Annotated in this window: 24 protein-coding genes and 2 other annotated features; of the genes, 1 reads left to right on the top strand and 23 read right to left on the bottom strand. The window is 36.3% G+C overall.

Features of this window, described 5'->3' with window-relative positions; translation table 11 throughout:
* Window positions 1–3: 3 nt before the first annotated feature.
* The 23 genes from ACFWDE_RS09905 to ACFWDE_RS09795 all read right to left on the bottom strand — a co-directional run bounded on the left by ACFWDE_RS09905 (window position 4) and on the right by ACFWDE_RS09795 (window position 24,196).
* Window positions 4–495 (bottom strand): dUTP diphosphatase, encoded by a 492-nt coding sequence (locus ACFWDE_RS09905; RefSeq protein ID WP_000365057.1) that lies wholly within the window; start codon window positions 493–495, stop codon window positions 4–6.
* Between the two features lie 548 nt (window positions 496–1,043).
* Entirely contained in the window at window positions 1,044–1,400 is a 357-nt protein-coding gene (gene rplT, locus ACFWDE_RS09900; RefSeq protein WP_001138364.1) for a 50S ribosomal protein L20, read from the bottom strand.
* A gap of 38 nt (window positions 1,401–1,438) precedes the next feature.
* Entirely contained in the window at window positions 1,439–1,639 is a 201-nt protein-coding gene (gene rpmI, locus ACFWDE_RS09895; protein WP_001125945.1) for a 50S ribosomal protein L35, read from the bottom strand.
* 21 nt (window positions 1,640–1,660) lie between these two features.
* Window positions 1,661–2,164 (bottom strand): translation initiation factor IF-3, encoded by a 504-nt coding sequence (gene infC, locus ACFWDE_RS09890; RefSeq protein WP_002015470.1) that lies wholly within the window; start codon window positions 2,162–2,164, stop codon window positions 1,661–1,663.
* Window positions 2,165–2,227: 63 nt separating this feature from the next.
* Window positions 2,228–2,348 (bottom strand) — a sequence feature (ribosomal protein L20 leader region).
* 206 nt (window positions 2,349–2,554) lie between these two features.
* Entirely contained in the window at window positions 2,555–4,492 is a 1,938-nt protein-coding gene (thrS, locus tag ACFWDE_RS09885; protein ID WP_002160268.1) for a threonine--tRNA ligase, read from the bottom strand.
* 48 nt (window positions 4,493–4,540) lie between these two features.
* Window positions 4,541–4,768: a binding site (T-box leader), on the bottom strand.
* A 31-nt stretch (window positions 4,769–4,799) separates the two neighbouring features.
* Window positions 4,800–5,681, bottom strand: coding sequence for a putative sporulation protein YtxC (gene ytxC / locus ACFWDE_RS09880; RefSeq protein WP_377891893.1), 882 nt, complete (start codon window positions 5,679–5,681; stop codon window positions 4,800–4,802).
* Between the two features lie 233 nt (window positions 5,682–5,914).
* Window positions 5,915–6,853: a primosomal protein DnaI gene (gene dnaI, locus ACFWDE_RS09875; RefSeq protein ID WP_002015473.1), complete on the bottom strand. Its 939-nt coding sequence runs from the start codon at window positions 6,851–6,853 to the stop codon at window positions 5,915–5,917.
* Between the two features lie 33 nt (window positions 6,854–6,886).
* A complete protein-coding gene (locus tag ACFWDE_RS09870; protein ID WP_002160267.1) occupies window positions 6,887–8,293 on the bottom strand; it encodes a replication initiation and membrane attachment family protein in 1,407 nt (468 codons plus the stop codon).
* Between the two features lie 145 nt (window positions 8,294–8,438).
* The gene (nrdR, locus tag ACFWDE_RS09865) at window positions 8,439–8,900 is read right to left on the bottom strand and encodes a transcriptional regulator NrdR (RefSeq protein ID WP_001203686.1); all 462 of its coding nucleotides are present in this window, start codon (window positions 8,898–8,900) and stop codon (window positions 8,439–8,441) included.
* Window positions 8,901–9,096: 196 nt separating this feature from the next.
* Window positions 9,097–9,480 (bottom strand): adenosylmethionine decarboxylase, encoded by a 384-nt coding sequence (gene speD / locus ACFWDE_RS09860; RefSeq protein WP_377892020.1) that lies wholly within the window; start codon window positions 9,478–9,480, stop codon window positions 9,097–9,099.
* A gap of 388 nt (window positions 9,481–9,868) precedes the next feature.
* On the bottom strand, window positions 9,869–10,897 hold the full coding sequence (locus ACFWDE_RS09855; protein ID WP_377891889.1) for a glyceraldehyde-3-phosphate dehydrogenase: 1,029 nt from the start codon (window positions 10,895–10,897) through the stop codon (window positions 9,869–9,871).
* 109 nt (window positions 10,898–11,006) lie between these two features.
* Entirely contained in the window at window positions 11,007–11,609 is a 603-nt protein-coding gene (gene coaE / locus ACFWDE_RS09850; RefSeq protein WP_377891887.1) for a dephospho-CoA kinase, read from the bottom strand.
* A 51-nt stretch (window positions 11,610–11,660) separates the two neighbouring features.
* On the bottom strand, window positions 11,661–12,293 hold the full coding sequence (gene ytaF / locus ACFWDE_RS09845) for a sporulation membrane protein YtaF (RefSeq protein WP_002145437.1): 633 nt from the start codon (window positions 12,291–12,293) through the stop codon (window positions 11,661–11,663).
* Window positions 12,294–12,365: 72 nt separating this feature from the next.
* Entirely contained in the window at window positions 12,366–13,196 is an 831-nt protein-coding gene (gene mutM / locus ACFWDE_RS09840; RefSeq protein ID WP_377891883.1) for a DNA-formamidopyrimidine glycosylase, read from the bottom strand.
* A gap of 12 nt (window positions 13,197–13,208) precedes the next feature.
* The gene (gene polA, locus ACFWDE_RS09835; RefSeq protein ID WP_377891881.1) at window positions 13,209–15,842 is read right to left on the bottom strand and encodes a DNA polymerase I; all 2,634 of its coding nucleotides are present in this window, start codon (window positions 15,840–15,842) and stop codon (window positions 13,209–13,211) included.
* Window positions 15,843–16,127: 285 nt separating this feature from the next.
* A complete protein-coding gene (gene phoR, locus ACFWDE_RS09830) occupies window positions 16,128–17,891 on the bottom strand; it encodes a sensory box histidine kinase PhoR (protein ID WP_377891878.1) in 1,764 nt (587 codons plus the stop codon).
* Complete coding sequence (gene phoP, locus ACFWDE_RS09825) at window positions 17,884–18,603, bottom strand: two-component system response regulator PhoP (protein ID WP_002112195.1); 720 nt, start codon at window positions 18,601–18,603, stop codon at window positions 17,884–17,886. The genes phoR and phoP overlap by 8 nt, the downstream gene beginning before the upstream one ends.
* A gap of 162 nt (window positions 18,604–18,765) precedes the next feature.
* Window positions 18,766–19,002, bottom strand: coding sequence for a hypothetical protein (locus tag ACFWDE_RS09820; protein WP_078179661.1), 237 nt, complete (start codon window positions 19,000–19,002; stop codon window positions 18,766–18,768).
* Between the two features lie 95 nt (window positions 19,003–19,097).
* Window positions 19,098–19,571: a MaoC/PaaZ C-terminal domain-containing protein gene (locus ACFWDE_RS09815; RefSeq protein WP_002015489.1), complete on the bottom strand. Its 474-nt coding sequence runs from the start codon at window positions 19,569–19,571 to the stop codon at window positions 19,098–19,100.
* Between the two features lie 216 nt (window positions 19,572–19,787).
* Entirely contained in the window at window positions 19,788–20,726 is a 939-nt protein-coding gene (mdh, locus tag ACFWDE_RS09810) for a malate dehydrogenase (protein WP_002112197.1), read from the bottom strand.
* 19 nt (window positions 20,727–20,745) lie between these two features.
* Complete coding sequence (gene icd / locus ACFWDE_RS09805) at window positions 20,746–22,038, bottom strand: NADP-dependent isocitrate dehydrogenase (RefSeq protein WP_002112198.1); 1,293 nt, start codon at window positions 22,036–22,038, stop codon at window positions 20,746–20,748.
* A 160-nt stretch (window positions 22,039–22,198) separates the two neighbouring features.
* Entirely contained in the window at window positions 22,199–23,347 is a 1,149-nt protein-coding gene (gene citZ, locus ACFWDE_RS09800; RefSeq protein WP_078179662.1) for a citrate synthase, read from the bottom strand.
* Window positions 23,348–23,734: 387 nt separating this feature from the next.
* Entirely contained in the window at window positions 23,735–24,196 is a 462-nt protein-coding gene (locus tag ACFWDE_RS09795; RefSeq protein WP_002112200.1) for a DUF441 domain-containing protein, read from the bottom strand.
* A gap of 431 nt (window positions 24,197–24,627) precedes the next feature.
* Here ACFWDE_RS09795 and ytvI point away from each other — a divergent pair, with 431 nt between their 5' ends.
* A complete protein-coding gene (ytvI, locus tag ACFWDE_RS09790) occupies window positions 24,628–25,746 on the top strand; it encodes a sporulation integral membrane protein YtvI (protein WP_002145428.1) in 1,119 nt (372 codons plus the stop codon).
* The last annotated feature ends 186 nt before the right edge of the window (window positions 25,747–25,932 follow it).

The raw sequence follows: 25,932 nt of genomic DNA, 5'->3' as shown, positions 1-25,932 counted from the left end.
AAATTAGTATCCTTGTGTTTGACGCTGATGATTTACTTCATTTTTATCTAAATATGCTTTTTCAATTTCTTCTTGTTCAAATTCAAGTGCTTGTCCAAGGCGAAGATAGCTTGTAAATAGTTCAATATAGTTCGTGATAGAAGGTTGATCTGTAAAACGAATTACTTTCGCATATGTGTCTAAGAAAATTTCCACTTGTGTTTTATTCGTTTGCGCACATTTATAGAATAAGAAGTTTTTATCAATTCCTAAATCGATTCCGATTGATAAAATAAAATGCAAACCATCTACGTATTCTTCTAATATTACTTCACGTTCTGACGCTGGTTTATTGCTCCAATATTTAAAACAACGTGTTTCATTTGCAAGTTCTCCAATTTCTACAAGAAGAGCTAACATTTTTTCTTTTAACAATTTCTTCGGTTGTAAGTCATGCTCTTTCACAATACGGTCATCTAACTCTTTTTGTAATTTAAATAGTTGTAGTAAGTCCATTCTATTGCCCTCCTCCAACATCGCATTTTCCGCAACAATGTTGTTTCATCTCAAAGTTCATTATTATTTTTCGTTTCTTATTAACAAGTCAGCTACCTACATCTTTATAAAGATAGCTTGTCCTTAATTTGCAAATACGTTTCAATCATCACTCATAGATTATTCACTTGATGAAAGTTCCATATCATCTTTCCATTATAGCAGTGTCGTTTCTGCTAGGAAAGATACACTTCCTCACGAATGAGTTCAAATAAAAAAAGTCAGGAGGATTCTCCTGACTTTATATATATATTCTTTTATATCGCTATAGCTTTTATATTGATTTTGTCATATCGATAACGACACGTCCGTTAATCTTTCCTACTTTCATGTAAAAGCCTCCTCGTTATCGTTACAAAAGTTCTTACAAGCACATCTTAATATACTAGAGAGAATTAACTCATTTAATTGTGACGACACGAAGCGGGAAATTTTACAAGTTATTGAATGGTTATGATGAATACAAATAAAAAAACCTTAGAAGAAAGATCTTCTAAGGTTTTAAACAATTAGTTAATGTTGTTTTTTGCAACTGTTGCTAATTCAGCGAAAGCTTTTTCGTCATGAACAGCTAAGTCAGCAAGCATCTTGCGGTTAACTTCGATGCCAGCATTTTTTAAACCGTGCATTAAGCGGCTGTAAGAAAGACCATTCATACGAGCTGCTGCGTTGATACGTGTAATCCATAATTTACGGAAGTCACGTTTCTTTTGACGACGGTCACGGAATGCATACATTAGAGATTTCATAACCTGTTGGTTAGCAACCTTAAATAATGTACTCTTAGAACCGTAGTAACCTTTTGCTAATTTTATAACTTTTTTACGACGTTGACGAGTAACTGTACCACCTTTTACTCTTGGCATAATATTACCTCCTAGTTTGTTCTATATATCAGCCGAACTTATTTTAAGTTGTCAAGCATTTGACGAATGCGTTTGAAGTCACCAGCGCTAACTACACCAGCTTTACGTAGTTTACGTTTAGCTTTTGTAGATTTGTTAGCGAATAAATGGCTTGTGTAAGCGTGAGAACGCTTCAGTTTACCAGATCCAGTCTTTTTGAAACGCTTTGCAGCGCCGCGATGAGTTTTTTGTTTAGGCATAGGTATTTCCTCCTCTATCTATTACTTATCGTTTTTCGGTGCTAAAACTAAGAACATACTACGTCCTTCCATTTTAGGCTTAGATTCAATTGTACTAACTTCAGCACAAGCTTCTGAGAAGCGATCTAAAACACGTTGACCGATTTCTTTATGAGTAATGGCACGTCCTTTAAAGCGAATTGACGCTTTAACCTTGTCGCCTTTCTCTAAAAACTTGACAGCATTACGAAGTTTTGTGTTAAAGTCATGTTCATCAATTGTTGGACTTAAACGAACTTCTTTCATGCTAATTACTTTTTGATTTTTGCGCTGTTCTTTTTCTTTCTTCTGTTGCTCAAAGCGGAATTTACCGTAGTCCATAATGCGGCATACTGGCGGTTTCGCATTTGGAGCAACCAATACTAAATCAAGATTAAGACCTGCAGCTAAGTCTAAAGCGTCATTACGAGACTTGATTCCAAGTTGATCGCCGTTTGCGCCAACTAAGCGTACTTCACGTGCACGAATTTGCTCGTTAATCATCATATCCTTGCTAATAGTAAGCCACCTCCAAGGTTTTCTTAGAATACGTTTTGCAATTGTAGAACCCGAACAAAAAAAGTGCGGGCACACGGCACCCACACTTGTAATATCTTTAGTAAGAAATACATTTACCTGCTAACTGCGAATGCGTCCATCAGGTGAGAAGCGGGTGCTTCTACTTGTCAAAACCATATTCTATTATCCTTGATGAGTTTATCATAGGACATGACGTCTGTCAAGAAGACGCGATGTGTTTTACTAACAACAAGAAATATTGTAACAAACAACCAGCATACTTGCAATACTTTTTTATGATAAGTATTGTTTGGTTATTTTTTCTAGATTTTCTTTTTTATAATACATAAAAAAGCCGCGGTATACCGCGGCTCTTTCTTATCGTTTTCCTTCTACTTTAATCATGTCAACAAACGCATCTAATGCGATTGTTTCTGATTTTTGTTCACCATATTTACGTACGTTAACGCCATTTTCAGTAACTTCATTGTCACCTACTACAAGCATGTACGGAATCTTTTGCATTTGTGCTTCACGGATTTTGTAACCAATTTTCTCTTCACGAGTGTCTAATTCAACACGGATACCAGCACGTCGTAATTCATCTTGTACTTTCTTCGCATAATCTAAATGTACTTGCGGAGAAACTGGAATTACTTGCGCCTGAACTGGAGCTAACCAAGTTGGGAATGCGCCTTTGTATTCTTCAATTAAGAAGGCTACAAAACGTTCCATAGTTGATACAACACCACGGTGAATTACAACTGGACGATGTTGTTTACCGTCTTCACCAACGTAAGCTAATTCAAAGCGTTCTGGAAGTAAGAAGTCTAATTGTACAGTTGAAAGTGTTTCGTCTTTTCCAAGAGCAGTACGGACTTGAACGTCAAGTTTTGGACCATAGAATGCCGCTTCACCTTCAGCTTCATAGTAATCAAGACCCATTTCATCCATAGCTTCTTTTAACATACCTTGTGCTTTTTCCCACATCTCATCATCAGCATAATACTTTTTAGTATCTGCTGGGTCACGATAAGATAGACGGAATGAATAGTTTTCTAAACCGAAATCTTTGTACACTTCTAAAGTTAAGTTTACAACACGTTTTAACTCTTCTTTAATTTGATCTGGACGAACGAAAATGTGCGCATCATTTAAAGTCATTCCGCGTACACGTTGTAATCCAGATAATGCTCCAGACATTTCATAGCGGTGCATTGTTCCAAGTTCCGCAATACGGATTGGTAATTCACGGTAGCTGTGAATATCATTTTTATAAACCATCATATGGTGAGGGCAGTTCATTGGACGAAGAACTAACTCTTCATTATCCATTTCCATTGATGGGAACATGCCATCACGGTAATGGTTCCAGTGACCAGAAGTTTCATAAAGCTCTCTACTTCCTAATACTGGAGTGTATACGTGATCATAGCCTAAGCTTGCTTCTTTATCAACGATGTAACGCTCGATAATACGGCGAATTGTTGCACCTTTTGGTAACCAAAGTGGTAAACCTTGTCCTACTTTTTGGCTATTAGTAAATAGTTTTAACTCTTTACCTAATTTACGGTGATCGCGCTCTTTCGCTTCTTCAAGCATACGTAAGTGCTCATCTAATTCTGCTTTCTTAACGAATCCAGTACCGTAAATACGTTGTAACATTTTATTATTGCTATCGCCGCGCCAGTAAGCACCTGCCACGCTTAATAATTTAAATACTTTAATCTTCCCTGTAGACGGAAGGTGAACACCACGGCAAAGGTCGAAGAATTCGCCTTGCTCATAGATCGAAATAACTGCATCTTCTGGAAGATCGTTAATTAAATCTAATTTTAACTCATCGCCGATTTCTTCAAAGCGACGAAGTGCTTCTGCACGTGGTACTTCATGACGAACGATTTCTAAGTTTTCGTTCACGATTTTTTGCATTTCTTTTTCGATTTTCTTGAAGTCTTCAACTGTAATTGCTTCTTCCATATCAATATCGTAGTAGAAGCCATTTTCGATTACTGGACCAATGCCAAGCTCAAGCTTAACATCTTTATATAAACGTTTTAACGCTTGTGCTAAAAGGTGAGCTGTTGAGTGGCGTAAAATATATAAGCCATCTTCAGAATCTAATGTAATAATAGAAACTGCACCATCTTCTTCGATTGGTGTAACAAGATCGATCATCTCATCGTTTAATTTTCCAGCCACAGCTTTTTTCTTTAAGCCTGGGCTAATAGAAGCTGCGATTTCTTCAGTTGTTACTCCTTTTGGAAACTCCTTCACAGCTCCATCAGGGAAAGTAATTTTAACTACATCTGCCATCACTGGTCACTCCTCTTTTTTTTCAAAATAAAAAACACTCATCCCGTAAAAAGGGACGAGTGTTGAATTCGTGGTTCCACCCTTGTTCCAATTAACCTTATTGTTAATTGCTCAAGTTCAACATAACGGTGTTGTCCGTTAGCAATTACTAGAAAAACGTTCACTGCTAAAGTTTAGAGGTGGTAAGTAATAAGCCCGTAATAGGAAGCTCGCACCCTAAGGCTTCCCTCTCTGAAAATCGTAGAAAACTACCCATGTCCTCATCATAACATTTCGATATATTTCATTTATGTAGGTAATTATATGCTCAAAAACTTAGAAAATCAAGGGCGTTACCTTTATTTTTTAAATTTTTCACGTTGCGCTCAAATTCATGTAATCCATGTAGTTGCACTCGTTCCTGAAATACATTTCGCAAAGTAATAATCATATTATGATCTTGTTCTTTCGTATATAAATAAATCTTTTTCGGCGAAATAGAAAGAAGTGGTGCAATTACTTTCGTATCAATATATACGTCCTGTTTCTTTAATAATTCTTCATCTATATATTGAACCAATTTATCCTGTTTTAAACGTCTACCTTTATCATCATAGAAAATAAAACTTTCATCAAAAATAAGATGTACACAGGACAAACGTGATTTCCGGCTACTTACTTGTTGGCGAAGTGTCTCAATGAACATTTGATATTCCTGCTCCATCTTATACTCATCAATTGCAACTTCAGCAAGCTCAGCTACCATTTCCCTATATGTACGAAGACGAAAACGAACGTATGATGAAAATGAGAATGAGAGCGGATCACAAAGCCAATCATTCAAAGACGACGCAATATAAGATTCGAATTTTTGACGTGTTAAATCACGAGCTACTCCTTTTCTTCTTTCCTTTAAAATCTCATGTGCCATATGCAATATTTGATGACACTCTTCTTGTTCTTCATAAAAAAACTTTTCCTTTAAAATGGTATGAATCCATTCATTTTGTTTCACATTCATAATGAAATATAGTAATACTGGCAATAAAATCTTTTCAATATAATTCGATTCACATAATGGTATATGAATAACAACCTTTTGTTCGTTTAAATATACACTTGTTTCCTTATATAAGGATTCCGTTCTTTTCGTTAGTTGTCTGTATACGTGCACAGCATCATTTTTTTCTTCGAAGCAAATTTCAATCACTTTTGTCCCCCCTTTTATCCCCGCTCTAAAGGATTGCATCTATACGTTACAAATCCTATAAGAGTCCGATCTATGGAAGTTCACTCTTAGTAGAAACCTATCTCCCATTGTTAGAACATCCACTCGATATGGCTTGCTAATTTTATATATATTAAGGGAGGGAGAAAAAAATGATACAAGCTACTCTGAAAAAATGTTTAAAATAAAAAAGAGCAAGCTTCTCAGCTCGCTCTTTACTTATTACGACGGTTCTTCCCGCCAATTGGGATTGGCTTCGCTAAATATTTAATTCGTTCCATAATACGGGCCGCTTTCATCTCTTCTGCTTCACCGCGCTGTGTATACGTTAAATGATGTTCCAACTGTTTGAAATCAAAGTTAGATGTAAAGAACGTCGGTAAGTTTTCCAACATACGGAATTGCAAGATTGCACCGAGTACATCATCACGTACAAAACTTGACATCGCTTCTGCTCCGATATCATCTAACATTAATACTTGTACACGTTTGACAGCATCAATCTTTCCGCTAATCGAATTATCTTGAATCGAACTTTTGATTTCACGTAAAAATTCAGGGAAGTATACGAGCATCGAACTAATTTTCTTTCGCGCAAGCTCATTTGCAATTGCCCCTAAAAGATACGTTTTCCCTACACCAAATTTACCGTACAAATATAAACCTTGTGCTTTTTTACCTGGTTCGTATGTGTTTAAAAATTCATTCGTTGCACCTATTGCATCAATACGTGCATCTAAATCTGAAGGGTCTAAATTTTCCATAGTTGCCTGCAAAATGTCAACTGGCATATATACACTTTGAACAAGTTTTTCATATTTTTTTCTCTCATCATATGCTACTTTTCTAATACAACGATCATATTGAATATCAATCATCTTACCTTGGATGACGAGCTTCGGCTCATATCCTTGTAGCATATTTTTACATGACCCTAAATCTGGACAATCCGCACACCCTACACTTTGTCCAATATATTCATATAACTTCACAAGACTTCGTTCAATCATAGAAGTCGTTACTTCACCTTTATGTTCGTCTATAAATTCTTTCACACGAGGGTGCGCCATCACTTCTGCCTTTAAGACTTCATATCTATTTTTAAAGTTTTTATTTTCCATTAATTTCGTAAATGAATTTTGAATATGCTCCATTTTCTCACCTCAAAGAGCGTTCATTTTCTTTTATTAATCACGCTTATATTTTTTCAACACTTCTTCTAATCGTTTCCGTTCGTCTTCTAACGTACTTGCATCTTTTTTCGCACTTACGTCATTTTTTACAGGTTCTTTCTCTTCTTCTTTCGACTCTTCTTTAAGCCAATCTGGTACCATTTCTTTTCGCACTGTTTTCTTCGCTGTACGACCTTTTTTCTTCGTCTCAGCCCACTCTTGATATTGACGATTCTCTTCTTTCGCTAGCGCCATCGCCTCGCCTACTGTACCGACCTTTTTTCGCGCCCAATGTCCAGCAATCTTCTCGACATACGTTTTAGCAAGCTTCATATCTGAGCGTAGCATAACGTAATAAATAAGTACATTCACAACCCCTGGCGTTAACTTTTGGTTTATCATTACATCCTCAACGATTTGCAAGTCCGCTTTCGTCGCCTCTGCACCGCCTGAAATCTCTTTCAATAGTTGTTTTGGCGAGATTTCCTCTAACTGCTTCATTAGCATCTCTTCTTGCGTAGATGGCTCTTTCTCTTTCATTGTACGAGCAGCATGAGGTTGCACTCTTTCACTTAATACAGGTAACGCTTGACCATTTTCGAATTGATACCAATCGCGTGCTCCCTTCCGAAGCCTTTCGATATCAATTGTTTGTATCTCTGTCACTGCGCCAAGAACGATATTTTGCATCGATAACACATCCACACCGTACACATAAGCGAGTGTAATAACACATTCTCTCACTTGATCTGTAATCGCCTTTTTAGGAACAAGCGCTGATAGTCCGTCTACAAATAAAGAGAAATCAAAGAAATCGTTCCAAACTTTCGGAGCATCCCCATTCTCGTTACTTGGCATAATTGTCGTTTTCGGGATACGCAGTTCTTCTTGCGCATATTCAAACTGACCTGGGTTAAACGAATCAAATATATCGTTGAAGGAGCGCGTAACATTTTCATAAGAAGCAAAATCGAATTCTTCTTCTAAGAAATATTGCTTTACTTGGTTGTATTTTGTCCGACTCAAGCGATTATATAAAAAGATACTTAAAACAATATCATCAAAAAACTGCTTCGGAGATAAAGGTGGTTGCAATTCATATATAAACATTCGAATATCTTTTTCTTTCTTAATATATACATTTAAAAGACCAATCGCTTCTAACTTTACTCGTTCCCCATATATTTCAGGAAGTTGCATTTGCATAGTCACCATAAGGGAGTGATGTGTATTCTCTTTTCCAAACACACGATCTTGCTCTAACTCTCCCCATAGTGTCATGTATAAGCTAAAAGCTCTACTACCTATTAACGGCTGATACAACATCGTTAATACTTTACGGTCGTAATTATGTAACAACCCTTTCGCACTTACTTTATAACGATCAATCGGCAATAGCTCCATCCATGACTGTTTTTCCATTCTTGCTTTTCCTTTCTCTCATCCAATCTAACCTACATTTCACTCGTTCTATCTTTATTATATAATTTATTAGCGAAAAAGAGCTATTAGCTTCCGCTTCTAGCTCTCTTATCTCGTTTACTTACAGTATATAAAGAGATTCCTTCTACTCTCTCTCTTTTTGCAGTATATCTTTTAATTCTTCAATAAATACATTTAAATCTTTAAATTGACGATACACAGAAGCAAAACGTACGTAAGCAACATCATCAATATCACGAAGTTCTTCCATAACAATTTCACCAATCATATCACTTTTCACTTCTGATATACCTAAGTTACGAAGTTCACGCTCCACACTTTGTGTTACTTCCTCTAACTGCCTTAAAGATACAGGTCTTTTTTCACACGCTTTAATTAAACCGCGCAAAATTTTCTCTTTATTAAACTCTTCTCGTGTTCCTTCTTTTTTAACAACGATAAGAGGTGATTCTTCTACTCTTTCAAATGTCGTAAAGCGACTTAAACAACTTTCACACTCTCTTCTTCTTCGAATAGAGCGCCCCTCGTCTACCGGACGCGAATCTAACACTCTTGTTCCATTATGAAAACAGGATGGACAACGCAATTCATTCACTCCTTTACACTATAATCTTTATTCTTTCGCTACTCACCTACATGTGAAAATATATATACAATATTATATAACTCATTCTTCTATAATGACCACTCTAAGTTATTACATATCGTGATCCTATTTTATATAAACTAAAAAAGAGGTGCATTATACACCTCTTTACATTTTAAATCAATTATGTTCTTTTTTAAAGAGCTTTTGTTTCTCTCTGCTTAATTTCGAAGCTACCAGTGCCTCGAGGAAGCTCGATGCTCTCACGCGTTTTCGCGTTTAAACCTTCTGCAATATATTCTGCAGCAACATTTGGATCAATACGATCCCCACAAGTATAAACATCAATACTTGCGTAACCGTGCTCCGGAAAGCTATGAATTGTTAAATGTGATTCCGAGATAATTACTACTCCACTTACACCTTGTGGTGCAAATTTATGAAAAGCAACCTCACGTACTTCAGCACCAGCTCTTAGTGCTGCATCCACAAATAATTGTTCAATATACGTCATGTCATTAAGCTTGTCGAAATCGCAATCCCAAAGTTCAGCAATCACGTGACGACCCATCGTATCCATAGTATCCATTCTACAGTTCCCCCTTGTAAATTTATTCTAACTGTTCGAATTGAAAACTAATTTGCAATTTGGCTTGCTCCACTACCACGGGGGAAAGTTAGTCCAGAGAGGTCCTAACCCTTTAAGTAGTGACTACGTACCTCAGCTCTTAAGTTTACGAGTGTTAGTATACTTTGTTTATTTTCATTTTGCAACCACAGTTTTTTCGATTTTCTGTCATAATTTCCTCTTTACTTTTCCCTAAAAAAATTAATCGATTCACAAATACAGTAATCCCAATGGTTTTTGGTATGTCCACTATTTGAAAATATATTCATATAATTTTTTCCCTTTTCAGAAAAAAATAAAAAAAGAGGGCAAATATTCACTTGCCCTCCCTCTATTCCACTTAAATATGTTGTACATTTTCTTGTTTTGCTAATTCATCTACAACTAACGTTACAAGATCTACAACACGACGAGAGTAGCCCCACTCGTTATCATACCAAGCAAGTACTTTCACTTTACGCTCACCCATTACCATTGTAGATAAACCATCAATAATAGCTGAGTGTGTATTTGTATTAAAGTCGATAGACACTAAAGGCTCTTCGCTGAATTCTACAATTCCTTTTAACGCACCGTTTGCAACAGTTTTGAATGCTTCATTAATATCTTCAACTGTTACATCACGTTTTACGTCTACTACTAAATCAACAAGAGACACGTTTGGTGTTGGTACACGAAGTGCCATACCATGAAGTTTTCCATTTAAATGTGGAAGAACTTTTGCAAGCGCTTTCGCAGCACCCGTCGTTGTCGGAATGATAGACTGTCCGCAAGCACGCGCTCTTCTTAAATCTTTATGTGGGTTATCAATATTTTTTTGGTCATTTGTATAAGCGTGAACAGTTGTCATTAAACCGTTTTCAATTCCGAACTGCGCATCTAACACCTTTACAACAGGCGCTAAACAGTTTGTTGTACAAGATGCATTTGAAATAACGGTATGTTTTGTAATATCTAATTGTTCTTCGTTCACACCAACTACGATCGTTACATCTTCATTTTTACCAGGTGCTGTTAAAATGACTTTTTTCGCTCCAGCTTCAACATGAAGAATTGCTTTTTCTTTCGAGTTAAATTTACCAGTTGCTTCAATTACAACTTCAACACCTAATTCTTTCCAAGGCAATTCCTTTGGATCGCGGTTGTTTAAAAGGCGAATCATTTTCCCATCTACTAGTAAGTGATCTTCAAATGCTTCCACTGTTCCGTCAAACTTTCCATGAACTGTATCATATTTAATTAAATGTGCTAACGTTTCTGATGGATAGCTTGCATTGATTGCTACAATTTCGAATGCGCTTTCTTTTATTGCTTGACGAAACACCATTCTCCCAATACGTCCAAATCCATTGATTGCCACACGAGTCATAATATGTTATCCCCCTTGAATGCGTTATACTATTTATCTCCAATCCCAATAATAGTATAACACAAAAAGGAGATATGTCACTAAGCATTTTCATTAATTTCACAATTTTTTAATCAATAATGTTCCATTCCTTCAAAATAGCAGCTAATTGTGTTTTCGTTCCCATAATTGTGCCATCATTATAAATCACTTCATCCGCCATCTTTATTTTTTCTTCTAGTGGCATTTGAGATTGAATACGCGCCGTTGCTTCTTCTTCTGAAAAACTATTCCGTTTCATTAAACGTTCTAATTGCGTATTCGGCGTAACCGCTACAACTAATACTCGATCAACGAGATTTGTTAATTTACTTTCAAACAAAAGAGGGATATCTAACACAACCGATTGCATACCTTCTTTTATGTATAACTCTTTTTGTGCATTCATTTCTTCTCGTACCGCAGGATGAACAATTTTGTTTAAGTGCAATCGCTTTTCTTCATTATAGAAAACAACACTTCCAAGCTTCGGACGATCAAGTTCTCCATCTTTTTGTAGTACTTCCGTTCCAAAGACTTCTACAATTTTGTTATATGCTGGTTTTCCTCGTTCTACAACTTCTCTCGCAATAATATCTGCATCAATAACCGGTATACCAAGTTCATGAAACATTTGAGACACTGTACTTTTTCCGCTTGCAATGCCTCCCGTTAATCCAATTACTACCGTCATAACAATCCTCCTCATAATAAAAGGCGCGAAACTAATGTTCCACGCCCATACTTACATTTTCCAAATTCCAATAATAATGAGTAAAACCCCAGGCAGGAATGTAAATTTTTGTAACCATTTCATATTGGATAAAACCGTTCCAAGTTTCATTCCAATAAATAAAAACAAAGAACTCATAACCGCAACTAACAGCGCCATCATAGCAGGTGCATAACCTAATAAAGATGCACCAATTCCAGCACCAAACGAATCTATAGAAAGAGCGATACCGAGAAGTAGTGCTTCTCCTGCAGAGATGGTTCCTGATTTATCAAAATCCGCAACAGTCGGCTTCCGCAAAATTTGAATCACTAACCCTAGTGAAGCAATTTCTAATTTCCAAACCTTCTCCTCTTGCTTCGGTTCTTCTTTTTTATCACTTCGAAAAAATTGATATAATACCCAAATACCTATTCCAATAAGAACAAGCCCACCGATACGCGTTGCGATAACAGGTGAAAATATTTTCGCGATCATATGTCCAATTCCCATGGAAACGAGCATGACAGCTGCTGAACAGATCCCGATAATTATAATTGATCTTAGTGGAATTCTTACGCTCCTTAACCCATATGTTAGCCCCACACTACAGCTATCTAAGCTTAATGTAAAAGCTAATAAAATAAGAGATAAATAAAGGTACATCGGTAAGCTCCTCCCTTATACATAGCTCTGCTCTATGTATATGACAAATGCCTATCCGATGTTATCCCTTTTCTATATTCTAGGTTGGCAAATTGGGCAGTAATGTGTTCCCCTTCCGCCAACAACTGTTTTTTCTAATAGCGTACCGCAAGTCACACACGGTTCTCCTTTTTTCCCATATACATTTAGAAGTTCCTGGAACGAACCAATTTGTCCTTGCGAATTAATATACGTTCTAATTGTACTTCCGCCTCGCTTAACAGCTTCGCCTAGCGTTGTAACAATCGCCTCATAAATTCTTTCTACTTCTTCTTCTGTTAAAGATGCAGCTTCTCGTTCTGGATGAATTTGCGAACGGAATAATACTTCATCTACATATATATTTCCAAGCCCTACTAAAAGACGCTGATCTAATAATACGACTTTTATTTTGCGATTTGTCTTTTGCAATCTTTCTTGTAAGTACTGCGGTGTCAATTCAGCATCAAATGGCTCTGGTCCTAAATCAGCAAGAGGCATTTGAGCAAACTCTTCACCTTTCTTAAAGAGATGCATCGTACCAAACTTTCTCACATCTTTATAATGTAATTCAGTTCCATCTGTAAATAAGAAACGTACGTGTGTATGTTTATCAATTGGCTCATCCTCTTGATGAAGTAAAAACTTACCTTCCATACGCAAATGTGAAACAATTACATAGTTCGTTACATACAAAAGCAAAAACTTACCTCTTCGCTTTATATTCTCGATCATCTCGCCTCTTAGCATGTCTTTAAAGATTTCTGCATCGTCTGGTCGTTTCACTATTTTTGGATAGGTGACAATTACATCTTCAATCACTTTTCCCGTTACAAGATTTTCAAGTGTCCGTCTAACATTTTCAACCTCTGGTAATTCTGGCATTTTATCACTTCCTTATTTCGCGTCGTACCAAGTTGGACCGTAAGAATAATCAACTTTTAATGGAACTGCTAGTTCAATTGCATGCTCCATTACTTCAGGTACAAGCTTCTCTAATTTTTCCACTTCTTCTTTTGGCGCTTCAAAGATCAATTCATCGTGTACTTGCAGAAGTAGGCGAGCTTGTAGGCCTTCTTCTTCTAAGCGATCCGCCATAATAATCATAGCCTTTTTAATAATATCCGCCGCACTACCTTGAATTGGTGTATTCATTGCTGTACGCTCTGCAAAGCTACGTAAATTAAAGTTACGGCTCGTAATTTCTGGAATGTAACGACGGCGATTTAATAACGTTGAAACATATCCTTTTTGCTTCGCATCTTTTACAATGTCAGCCATATATTCTTGTACTCCAGGGAAGCTTTCTAAATACCTTTCAATAAATTCCCCTGCCGCTTTTCTCGTGATTCCTAAGTTTTGCGAAAGACCGTAATCACTAATACCGTATACAATGCCGAAGTTTACAGCTTTTGCTTGTCGTCTCATATTAGATGTCACTTCATCTTTTCCAACACCGAATACATCCATAGCTGTTTTCGTATGAATATCCATGTCATGTTGGAACGCTTCAACTAAACCTTCATCTTTTGCAATGTGAGCAAGCACACGAAGTTCAATTTGTGAATAATCGGCTGCGTACATAATCCATCCTTCTTCTGAAGGAATAAACGCCTGACGAATCTTCCTTCCCTCTTCTAAGCGAATCGGGATATTTTGCAAGTTTGGTTCCGTTGAACTTAGTCGTCCCGTTTGCGTTAAAACTTGGTTAAAGCGAGTATGAATTTTAGATGAATCGTCATGTACAACTTTTAATAACCCTTCAATATATGTAGAGTTTAGTTTCCCTAATTGACGGTAGTGTAAAATCTTCGGAATGATTGCATGATGATCCATAAGCTTGTCTAGTACATCAGCAGACGTAGAATAACCTGTTTTCGTCTTTTTAATAACAGGTAAATTTAAGTTTTCAAACAGAATAACCCCAAGCTGCTTCGGTGAATTAATATTAAATTCCGTTCCTGCAAGCTCATAAATCTCTTGTTCCATTTCCTTTAATCTACCCGCAAGCTCTTCTCCCATATTACGAAGACGCTCCGTATCAACTGTAACACCTTTCACTTCCATGTCAGCTAATACACGAGCAAGCGGTAATTCTAACTCTGTAAATAGTTCATATTGCTCATTCTTTTCTAACTCTTCTACGAATGTTTGCTTCACATCGAATAATACATGCACTTTACGAGCGACATGCTCAGCTACTACCTCTTGCTCAGGAACAGCACGCTTCGCACCTTTCCCGTAAACTTCTTCGTCAGATTTTACCGCATGTGTTTCTTTCATTTTCGCAACAGTTCGGAAATCTTTATCGGTATCAGCTGGATCAAGTAAATAAGCGGCAATTAATAAATCAAAGTCAATCCCTTGAATATCTACACCTTTCCACTTTAGGGCAACGATAGCACGCTTCGCATCAAATGTATGTTTTCTCATTTCTCCATTTGCAAGCCACTCTTTAAAAGCATCTGATTTAAGAGCAACATCGGCCGGAATGAAGTAACAACCATTTTCATTTTGAATACCAAAACCTTGAATATCAGCTTTATGGTAATTATCTTCTTGCACTTCTACAATAAGCGCACTATCTTGCTGAAGTATTTCTTCTGTAACTGCCTCAGCGATATCAAATGTAATATCATCTAATTCAGCAGGAGCTGTTTCTTCTGGTGTAACACCTAACTTATTTAAAAGAGATGTAAACCCTAAATTCTCAAACATCGGAATAACATCGCTTGGTTCATACCCTTTATATGCCATATCATCTACATGCACAGTAATTGGCGCGTCTGTAATAATAGTCGCAAGCTCTTTACTCATAAGAGCTTGTTCTTTATTCGCTTCTAACTTTTCTTTTAATTTCTTTCCACTCACTTGATCTAAATTTTCATACACTGCTTCTACCGTTTCAAATTGCGTTAATAATTTAATGGCTGTCTTCTCACCAACACCCGGTACACCTGGAATGTTATCTGATTGGTCTCCCATTAAACCTTTCATGTCGATAATTTGCTTTGGTGATAAGCTATATTTCTCAAATAAAGCTTCTTTCGTATATTCATCTACTTCTGTAATCCCTTTGCGAGGAATACATACGAGTGTATTATCTGAAACAAGTTGCAGTAAGTCTTTATCTCCTGAAATAACTTTCACATGAAACCCTTGCTCACTCGCTTCTTTCGCTAAAGTCCCCATAATGTCATCCGCTTCATAGTTTTCTAATTCATAGCGCGGAACATTAAATGCATCAAGTACTTCGCGAATAAACGGGAATTGCTCTGATAGTTCGGGTGGAGTCTTTTGACGTCCTCCCTTATAATCACTATACGTTTTATGACGGAACGTTGTTTTCCCCGCATCAAACGCCACAAGCATGTGCGTCGGTTTTTCTTCCTCTAATATTCTCATTAACATCATCGTAAAACCATAAATTGCGTTCGTATGTATACCTTTGTCGTTATTTAAAAGCGGTAGTGCAAAGAAAGCACGATACGCGATATTATTACCATCTACTAATACGACTTTTTTTTCCAAACTACAAACCTCCCCATACAAATTTGAAACGATTTTTCCACAGAAAAAAAACCGTTCCTATCCTCTCTCTATATTAACATGACTAATAGAGAGAAGAAAAATAACGGTTTTTTTCTATCATATATAAACAGACTTACATTGGCATAAAAGGGAAGTGACGAGAATAGCATAACTACTCTCGTCCAAAATTACTCCTTGGATGAAGGGGTTTTCATATATTATATTAACAGAGCTTTATTAATATTTAATTAAGCCATTGTTAATATATTGTAAATATCCTTCATCCTATTTTTCAGTAGCTGATTTTGGTAAAACAACTGTAAATGTTGTACCTTCTCCAACCTCACTATCCACTGTAATCGTACCTTGATGTGCTTCAACTAAATGCTTTACAATTGATAAACCAAGACCCGTTCCACCCGTATTTCTACTTCTCGCTTTATCAACTCGATAAAAACGTTCAAATATACGAGGGATTTCTTCTTTACTAATACCAATTCCAGTATCCGACACCTTTATATACGCATTATATTTATCCTCTAATAATTCAACTGAAACAACGCCTCCAGCCGGCGTATATACGATTGCATTATTAATTAAATTAATAAAGATTTGTTTTAAGCGGCTCGGATCTCCAATAACGGAAACTCGTTTCAATACATTCACTTGTAAAGAGATTTCTTTTTCACCCGCTTTATTATCAAGCACCATGTGAATGTCTTCAAGAAGCCCCTTCATATCAACCGTGCCCATATTTAATCTAAACCCTTGCTGCTCGATTTTTGACAAATCTAATAAATCTTCAATTAATCCTTGCATACGCTCACTTTCTTTTAAAATGATATGCAAGAAATGTTCGCAGAATTTTTTATTATCCATCGCTCCGTCCAAGAGTGTTTCTGAAAAACCTTTAATAGAAGTAATCGGTGTCTTCAATTCATGAGAAACATTCGCTAAAAAGTCTTTTCTCATTTGTTCTAATTTCTTTAACTCTGTAATGTCATGGAATACGAGAACAATCCCTTTCCACTCATGGTTTGTCCCAATAATTGGCGCTCCGTATACTTCGAAATGCTTGCGCTCAATACCTAGCGGCAATAGCATTTGTTTACGCACTTTCACTTCTGTCATAAAAATTTCTTCCACAAGCTCAATAATTTCCGTATGGTGAAACGATTCATAATATAAACGGTCTAAATATTCTTCATCTGTTACGTGGAAAGTCTCCTTATAAGAACGGTTTACAAGGTTTATATAACCACGGCTATCAATTAAAATCATTCCGCTTCCCATATTTTCAATTAATGTGTGCAAACGATCTTGTTGCATTTCTTGTTCGAGTGTCATCTCTTGTAAATTACGAGCTAAAATATTAATTGCTTTACTCAGCATTCCTGTTTCATCCGAATGACTTTCATATGCACGCGCTTTATAATTACCCTTCGCTAATTCAATCGCAACTTTCGTAACTGATTCGATCGGCCTAATATATTGTCCTGTAATTTTGACACCTAGGAATACAACTACGAGACAAGCAATGACAAATCCGATAATTAATAATCCCCACGTTTTTTGGTGAACGTCCCTCAAAGTATCAATTGTACTTTTCACCAAAATATATCCTTGTTTCCCTTCTACATCCTGGACGAACACAGCATGATAAAATTCATTTTTTTGATCTGTTTCTTTCGTAATGACTTTATTTTTTTGTTTTCCTGCTTCAGAAGAAAGTTCTTTAATCATCTCTTGATTAAATGCAGATTGTTTCCCTCCGCTATATTGAACTTTCTTTTTTTCATCCACAAATATAATAGAAGCTGGTATTTGTTCTTCTAACTTTTCAAATACATACGGCTTTTTTAAAACAGAATCAAACCCTTGCTCCTCTGCTAATACAGCAACATACCTTGTCTCTTTTACCATTCTTTCTTTAGCATGATCTATATAGTAATTTTCAAATACGGTTTCTAATAATACACCTAGTCCAACTAAGATAAAAACGATAAGAGAAACAAATGTAAAAAGAAGCCTGGAACGAAATTTATTCATCCCCTTTTGGCTCCTCTAATTTATAACCTAAACCACGTATCGTTTTAATGTACGTCGGTTTTTTCGTATTTTGTTCAATTTTATCGCGCAAATGGCTAATATGGACATCAACAATTCTTGTATCACCGGCAAAATCATAATTCCATACAGCACTCAATAATTGGTCACGAGTTAATACACGACTTTTATTTTTTGCAAGATAAACAAGTAACTCAAATTCTTTCGGTGTTAGTTCCAGTTTCCTGCCTTGGAAGTACGCTTCATAAAACTCCGGTAAAATTTTAAGCTCTGCAATTATGATACTATCTTCATCTGGCGTTTCCGAAACTTTTTCTTCTTGCTGTAATTTCGTGCGGCGCAAAATCGCTTTCACACGAGCAACAACTTCCCTTGGGCTAAACGGCTTCGTCATATAATCATCAGCCCCAAGCTCAAGACCTAGCACCTTATCAAATTCATCATCTTTTGCTGTTAGCATTAAAATCGGCGTCATAACACGCTGCAATCGTAATTCTTTACAAACTTCCATACCATCCATTTTTGGAAGCATTAAATCTAATATAATTAAATCTGGGCGTTCTGTTGTCGCTTTTTGAAGCGCCATTTCTCCATCCATCGCTGTTATAACTTCAAACCCAGCTTGTTGTAAATTAAATTCAATTAAAGTTAAGATAAATTCCTCATCATCAACTACTAAAATACGATTGTTCATTCTTTTCCTCCAAGTTATAGACTTGAAACCTTCTTCATCCTAGTATTTTCCCCGTTATTCTCATCATACTAGAAAACAAGGTCTCCCTCAATATAATTGTCTATTCATGGAGCTCGTTTGTGTAAAATTGAGAAAATAGAAGTAATTACGACTCACCTTCAGCTACACAGGATTTTCCCAAACTTTATAGATCGCTCTCTCTTTTTTAAAACTCACTTCCGTATGAACTATACAATCTCGATTTTGCGCTAGGAAAAACGAAAGAGCATACGCTATTTTATAATCTGGTGTTTCATATCCATCAAATACTTTCCCGTACATTTCATTCGCAATTGAATCGGCCCACACTTCAGCTTCTCTTATCGTTTCAAAAATAATGTCTTCCCTTTCCCATTTCACAGTTATATCACCCTTTCCAAACAAAAAGTAGCGCTAGCATACCCTTAATAAGAATATGACTAGCGCTACTTTTATATCATTCTAACTTTCATTTTTTAAAAATTATCTAATGCCTTTTCCATAATGGAAACAGATTTAAAAGGTGGCGTTACTGTTAATGAACCTTTTACAACAGTTTCCCCTTTTTCATCATGAGCAAATACAAGCATATCAATTGTATGTTCCTCCTCTGAAACAGCCACAACTTCAAAGTGGATTTGTAACGTTTCATAATGGTGAACATGTTTCACGAACGTAAGGTCCTTCCTAGTAATATGACTACCTGGACCTGGTAAATATTTCGTAACCGCCGTTGTAATCAGCCCCGTTAGCATAATGCTTGGGACAATCGGCTTTTCATACGGAGTTTGGGATGCGTAATCATGCTGAATATATAATGGATTGGCATCATTCGTTAACCCTAAATACAATAACAAATCTTTATCCTCAATTTTTTCAGTGATAGATAATTTCTCTCCTACTGTAATTTCATCCATTCTACGACCAATTTGAACTTTTTTCTTTAACATGTTACAACCCCCTCCGATTTTTTCACCTTATTATCCTATTAAAAGTGATACCTTATCCGAGAATTACTATGACGAGGGCAATGTATAGTATAAGTCTATAATTTCATTATAGGATACACCGAATGATAGCGTTTTCATATTATTTCAAAAAAACAATTTAGTAAATAGTAGAAAAAGATTCGGGGCCCCGAATCTTTTTCCGCTTATATTTAATTATTAAACAAGAACTTTCATAACGTTACGTACAGATTCTACAGAGCGATCTAACGCTTCTTTTTCATCTGCAAGAAGTTCTAATTCAATAATTTTTTCAATTCCGTTACCACCTAGAATTACTGGTACCCCTAAGTAAATGTCACTATAACCATACTCACCTTCAAGGTATGCAATAGCAGGTAATACACGGCGTTGATCTTTCAAGATTGCTTCTGTCATTTCAACTAAAGAAGCTGCTGGCGCATAATATGCACTACCGTTTCCTAATAAGCCTACAATCTCACCGCCACCTTTACGTGTACGTTCTACGATTGCTTCTAAACGCTCTTTTGGAATTAATGTTTCTAACGGAATGCCACCTGCATAGGAATAGCGTACAAGAGGTACCATATCGTCACCATGTCCACCAAGAACAAATCCTGTAATGTCTTTCACAGAAAGATTTAATTCTTGTGAAATGAATGTACGGAAACGAGCTGTATCTAATACGCCCGATTGACCGATAACACGCTCTTTCGGGAATCCTGCTTCTTTAAATACAGAATATGTCATTGCATCAACTGGATTTGTTAATACAACAATAATCGCATTTGGTGAATGTTTTGCAATGTCGCGCGTAATACTTTTCATAATTTTAGAGTTTGTTGCTACTAAATCATCACGGCTCATACCAGGCTTACGCGCAATACCTGCTGTAATAACGACAACGTCAGAATCAGCAGTATCTACGTAATCAGATGTACCAATAATGTTAGCATCAAAACCTTGTACTGGGCTCGCTTCTAACATATCTAACGCTTTCCCTTTTGTTGGATTTTCCAGCTGTGGAATGTCCACTAATACAACATCTGCAAGTTCTTTTTGTGCTAATAAGAATGCTGTTGTTGCTCCTGTAAATCCTGCACCGATGACTGAAACTTTCTTGCGTTTGATTGTCATAATTTACCCCCCGCTTTAATTATGCGTTTTTGATTATCGCTACATCCATGTTTTTAATAAGTTCATTAGCGAACTCAGAACATTTCACTTCTGTTGCACCTTCCATTAAGCGTGCGAAATCATAAGTTACTACTTTTGATTCAATTGTTTTCTCAACTGAATCAGTTACTAAATTCGCAGCTTCATTCCATCCTAAGTGCTCTAATAATAATACACCAGAAAGAAGAACAGAAGATGGATTTACTTTATCTAAACCTGCATATTTTGGAGCTGTACCATGTGTAGCTTCAAAGATAGCATGTCCAGTCACATAGTTAATGTTTGCACCAGGTGCAATACCAATTCCACCTACTTGTGCAGCAAGTGCATCCGAGATGTAGTCTCCGTTTAAGTTCATTGTTGCAACAACATCGAACTCACGTGGACGAGTTAAAATTTGTTGTAAGAAGATGTCTGCAATAGAATCTTTTACGATGATTTTTCCAGCAGATTCTGCTTCTGCCATCGCTTTATTCGCTGCATCTTTACCATCTTTTTCAACGATACGATCATATTCAGCCCAAGTAAATACTTTGTCGCCAAATTCTTGTTCAGCTACTTCGTAACCCCAGTTTTTGAAAGCACCTTCTGTAAATTTCATAATGTTTCCTTTATGAACTAATGTAACAGAAGAGCGTTTTTCGTTAATTGCATATTGAATCGCAGCACGAACAAGACGCTTTGTCCCTTCCTCTGAAATTGGTTTAATACCAATCCCTGATGTTTCTGGGAAACGAATTTTATTAACGCCCATTGCTTCTTTTAAGAATGCAAGAACTTTTTCCGCTTCTGGAGAACCTTGTGCATATTCAATACCAGCGTAAATATCTTCTGTATTTTCACGGAAAATAACCATATCAGTATCTTCCGGACGTTTTACAGGTGAAGGAACACCTTCAAAGTAACGAACTGGACGTAGACATACATATAAATCTAATTCTTGACGAAGCGCAACGTTTAGAGAACGAATACCACCGCCAACTGGAGTTGTAAGTGGACCTTTAATTGCGATTAAATATTCACGAATTAAATTTAAAGTCTCTTCTGGTAACCACTCGCCTGTTTGGTTAAATGCCTTTTCCCCTGCAAGCACTTCTTTCCAAACAATTTTCTTCTCACCATCATATGCTTTCTCAACTGCTGCTTCTAGTACGCGAGATGCTGCAGCCCAAATATCAGGACCAATTCCATCTCCTTCGATAAATGGAATAATCGGATTGTTTGGTACATTCATAACACCATTAGTTACAGTAATTTTTTCACCTGTCGTCAATGTGATAACCCCCATGTTTGAAATTTCATATGTATGAAACTGAGGGAATAACCCCTCAGTTCAAACCGTTAGTCAAATTAAAATATTCTAATCATTATATCTTTCCGAAAAAATCAGACTTTTGAAAGCGTATTTTCACTATCAAAATAGTGTTTTTCACTTATCGTTGCGCAATTGGAACATACACTTGATGCGTAGGTCCATCATAATCAGCACGCGGACGGATTAAACGGTTATTTTCATATTGCTCTAGAATATGAGCTAACCAGCCTGACATACGGCTAATCGCAAAGATAGGTGTAAATAGGTCATGGTCAACTCCTAAACAATGGTATACAGAAGCTGAATAGAAATCAACATTTGGTGGAAGACCTTTTTCTTTTGTTACAATGTCTTCAATTTTGATAGACATATTATACCATTTGTCTTCTCCTAAAAGCACGCATAATCTCTTAGACATTTCGCGTAAGTGTTTCGCGCGTGGATCACCATGCTCATATACGCGATGACCAAATCCCATAATTTTTACTTTATTTTGAAGAGCATTATGAATATATGATTCTACATTTTCTTCTTCGCCAATTTCAGTTAACATCTTCATTACATTTTCATTTGCCCCGCCGTGAAGAGGACCTTTTAATGCACCGATTGCTGCTGTAATACCAGAATACACATCTGAAAGTGTAGCTACGCAAACACGTGCAGTAAATGTAGAAGCGTTTAACTCATGATCTGCATGAAGTACAAGTGCCTTATCAAAAGCCTCAATTTCAACTTCATTTGGCTCACGATCATTTAACATGTACAAGAAGTTTGCAGCTAATGATAGATCTTTTCTTGGCTCAACAACATCTAAACCTTTGCGAATTCTTGCATAAGCCGCAATTAAAGTTCCGACTTGAGCCTGTAATTTAACCGCTTTCAAATAATTAGACTTTCCATCCATTATTTCAGCGCTCTCATCATATAATGATAGCATGGAAATCGCAGTTCGTAAAACCGACATCGGGTGCGCGATTTTTAAATCTACTTGTTTCAAATATGTTAAAATCTCACCTGGAACTTTATAGTATTCTGATACAGTCTCTTTAAATTCCGCTAGTTCTTGTTCGTTAGGAAGCTTGCGGTGCCATAATAAGTACACTACTTCTTCAAACGTAGCATTCTCAGCTAAATCATCAATATTATACCCAACATAAGTTAATGTATCATCAATAATAGAGCTCACAGATGATGTTGTTGCTACTACCCCTTCTAAACCTCGAATAACAGTCATGACATTCTCTCCTTTTCCTGAAAATTCTCCCAACCTTGCTCCTTATATCTATTTGCTCCCCTTATAAATTATGAATGCTCGTTCACTCTTTAGGCAAGCAAAATGCACGTTCATGCAAATTTATTGCGATGTTCCCCTCTAATTGTCCATTACTTACATGGAAAGCATGAGCGTGAATATCTCCCCGAATCCTCACGCTCAGAACAACAAGTTAGTGAGGAAAATAAATTCCGAAGAGTTTTATGATAAAAACAACATAAAACAATATCATTATAAAATTGTTTTATGTTGTTTTTATTTTATCTGGTGTAAAGTCTCTGCTGTTATGTAACTTTTCAAAGTTTCTAATCCTATTATAAACAATTATCTGACTTTTGTGAACAGAAAGAATTCAAAAATTTTATATTACTATAAAATTCCTTATTTAAACATTTGTATAATACTCATAACTGCATAGGCAATTCCAGCCCCAATTAACGGACCCACAGCAACTCCATTAAATAAAGCAACAGCTATAATTGTCCCAAAAACAAGTGCGGTTGTAATATGAGGATCAGTCGTTAATAATTGCACCCCACCTTTCGCCAATAAAGCAACCGCTACTCCTGAAGCTAAAGCAATCCATGCATAGTATGATTTCGCCGCTTCTCCAAGCTGTTTAAACCCTATTTCCCCCGTCGCAATTGGTACAAGCACCGCAATTGTAATAACCGTCACACCGAGGTTAATTCCTTTCGTTTGTAAATAAGGAAAGACTTTATCGCCTAAAAACGTAAACTTCAATAAAAATAACACTCCAACAGCTACAGTAAGCGATTGGTTTTTAGCAATAAGTCCTATAATAAGTAGTATGAATAAAAATAACGTTGACTGACTAATCATGATTGCACTTCCTTTCTGAAAATAATGAACTTGTTTCCAAACAAAAATACCCTTAAACCTATCGTTATACATGCTATACCGATGCATATTTAACAATTATAATAAAGAAACAAATTGATTTTCATATGCATTTCAAAATTACAAACAAGACTTTAACCAGAAAAAAATAAAACATGCATATACATTTAAAAGCGGATGTCTCTCCTTTCTTTTATAATAAGAAACAGGTAAAATAAAAAAGAGAGAAAATGAAGTTTTTACCATATAGTAGAAGCGTCACCAACAAGCTTCTGTAGTCATTAATCCGCTGCAAAAGCAGGCTAAATCCATCATTCCACTATAACATAAAGTGAAACTTTGATCAGTGAATCTCACTAGTTATAAGTTGAACGAATTAGGATAATCCAAATTGGAATGGGAGGTATACACCTTTGAACCGAAACTTACTATATATGATATTACGACTCATATTTGTCATTGTAGCAACGGTAGTTGGGTTCTATGCATTGCTGCACATATCAGGCCTTATCTACCCTTTTATTATCGCTTTTGCATTCGCTTATTTGATTAATCCTGTCGTCAATTTCCTTAATCAAAAACTACAATTCCCTCGCGCATTAGCGGTACTCGTTAGCTTAATTCTCGTATTCGGAGCTATCGTCGGACTTGTTACATACCTTGTAACTGAAGCAATATCTGCCACAACATACTTACTACAAATTGTCACAGTGAAGTTTCCAGATATCGTTGCATTCGCCCAAGAATTTGCACTTAATCATATTATGCCTCTCTATGATGATTTAATTTCTAAATTTAATCATCTTGGAGAACCACAGCGATACACTATTACACAAAACATTCAAAACTTAGGCACCGAAGCAACGACACAAATGAAAGAACTTTTAACCGCCATTATAAGCGGATTAACAAATTTCATTAGTGCATTACCAACAACTTTAACTGTCCTTGTATTCGTCTTATTAGCCACCTTCTTCATTAGTTACGATTGGCACCGTCTTGCTCATAAAGTAAGAAAACTTCTACCTAATCGTGTACACGGATACGGAAAAACTATTTTTGTCGATTTAAGAAAAGCTTTGTTTGGTTTTGTTAAAGCGCAACTTACACTCGTATCTATGACAACTATCATTGTACTAATCGGCCTTTTAATATTACGCGTGCCATACGCAATTACTATCGCGATTATTACAGGAGTTGTAGATTTACTCCCGTATTTAGGAACTGGAGCCGTCTTCGTTCCTTGGGTTATATACGTATTTTTCACAGGCGATACTGCATTCGCCATCGGTCTTCTCATCCTATACATCGTCGTGATTGTCCAAAGACAAATCATGGAGCCAAAAGTACTTTCATCTAATATTGGACTCGATCCATTAGCGACACTCATCGCTCTATTTGTCGGCTTTAAGCTCTTTGGTTTTTTAGGATTAATCATCGGTCCAGTCATATTAGTACTACTTAATACATTACACAAAGCTCATGTATTCCACGACTTATGGAAATTCATTAAAGGCTCACCATCAAAATAATATTTTCTAACTCATACACAACAAAAAATCAACTGTAATCAGTGGGAAATTCCCACTGATTATTCACTGTACTTTTTTGTACTACTACATTTAAAAGAGAATTTCCTATAAAAGGATAATCCTCTTATTTTTTTGCATAAAAACGCATATTTTAGGTCATAAATACATTTTTATTCTATTTATTAT

The sequence above is a fragment of the Bacillus sp. NPDC060175 genome (assembly GCF_042728695.1).
In the GTDB taxonomy this organism is placed as follows: Bacteria; Bacillota; Bacilli; order Bacillales; family Bacillaceae_G; genus Bacillus_A.
Note: the sequence above shows the minus strand (reverse complement) of the source record. Positions and strands in the feature narration are given on the sequence as shown.

What these genes read in the sequence shown, in the direction of transcription:
- rpmI (WP_001125945.1), bottom strand. Translation starts at nt 1,639, where the DNA reads ATGCCTAAACAAAAAACTCATCGCGGCGCTGCAAAGCGTTTCAAAAAG.
- dnaI (WP_002015473.1), bottom strand. Translation starts at nt 6,853, where the DNA reads ATGGAGCATATTCAAAATTCATTTACGAAATTAATGGAAAATAAAAAC.
- infC (WP_002015470.1), bottom strand. Translation starts at nt 2,164, where the DNA reads ATGATGATTAACGAGCAAATTCGTGCACGTGAAGTACGCTTAGTTGGC.
- ACFWDE_RS09870 (WP_002160267.1), bottom strand. Translation starts at nt 8,293, where the DNA reads ATGGAAAAACAGTCATGGATGGAGCTATTGCCGATTGATCGTTATAAA.
- rplT (WP_001138364.1), bottom strand. Translation starts at nt 1,400, where the DNA reads ATGCCAAGAGTAAAAGGTGGTACAGTTACTCGTCAACGTCGTAAAAAA.
- ACFWDE_RS09905 (WP_000365057.1), bottom strand. Translation starts at nt 495, where the DNA reads ATGGACTTACTACAACTATTTAAATTACAAAAAGAGTTAGATGACCGT.
- ACFWDE_RS09795 (WP_002112200.1), bottom strand. Translation starts at nt 24,196, where the DNA reads ATGATTAGTCAGTCAACGTTATTTTTATTCATACTACTTATTATAGGA.
- coaE (WP_377891887.1), bottom strand. Translation starts at nt 11,609, where the DNA reads ATGACGGTAGTAATTGGATTAACGGGAGGCATTGCAAGCGGAAAAAGT.
- ACFWDE_RS09855 (WP_377891889.1), bottom strand. Translation starts at nt 10,897, where the DNA reads ATGACTCGTGTGGCAATCAATGGATTTGGACGTATTGGGAGAATGGTG.
- phoR (WP_377891878.1), bottom strand. Translation starts at nt 17,891, where the DNA reads ATGAATAAATTTCGTTCCAGGCTTCTTTTTACATTTGTTTCTCTTATC.
- thrS (WP_002160268.1), bottom strand. Translation starts at nt 4,492, where the DNA reads ATGGCAGATGTAGTTAAAATTACTTTCCCTGATGGAGCTGTGAAGGAG.
- mdh (WP_002112197.1), bottom strand. Translation starts at nt 20,726, where the DNA reads ATGACAATCAAACGCAAGAAAGTTTCAGTCATCGGTGCAGGATTTACA.
- speD (WP_377892020.1), bottom strand. Translation starts at nt 9,480, where the DNA reads ATGGATACGATGGGTCGTCACGTGATTGCTGAACTTTGGGATTGCGAT.
- mutM (WP_377891883.1), bottom strand. Translation starts at nt 13,196, where the DNA reads ATGCCAGAATTACCAGAGGTTGAAAATGTTAGACGGACACTTGAAAAT.
- phoP (WP_002112195.1), bottom strand. Translation starts at nt 18,603, where the DNA reads ATGAACAATCGTATTTTAGTAGTTGATGATGAGGAATTTATCTTAACT.
- ytaF (WP_002145437.1), bottom strand. Translation starts at nt 12,293, where the DNA reads ATGTACCTTTATTTATCTCTTATTTTATTAGCTTTTACATTAAGCTTA.
- ACFWDE_RS09815 (WP_002015489.1), bottom strand. Translation starts at nt 19,571, where the DNA reads ATGTTAAAGAAAAAAGTTCAAATTGGTCGTAGAATGGATGAAATTACA.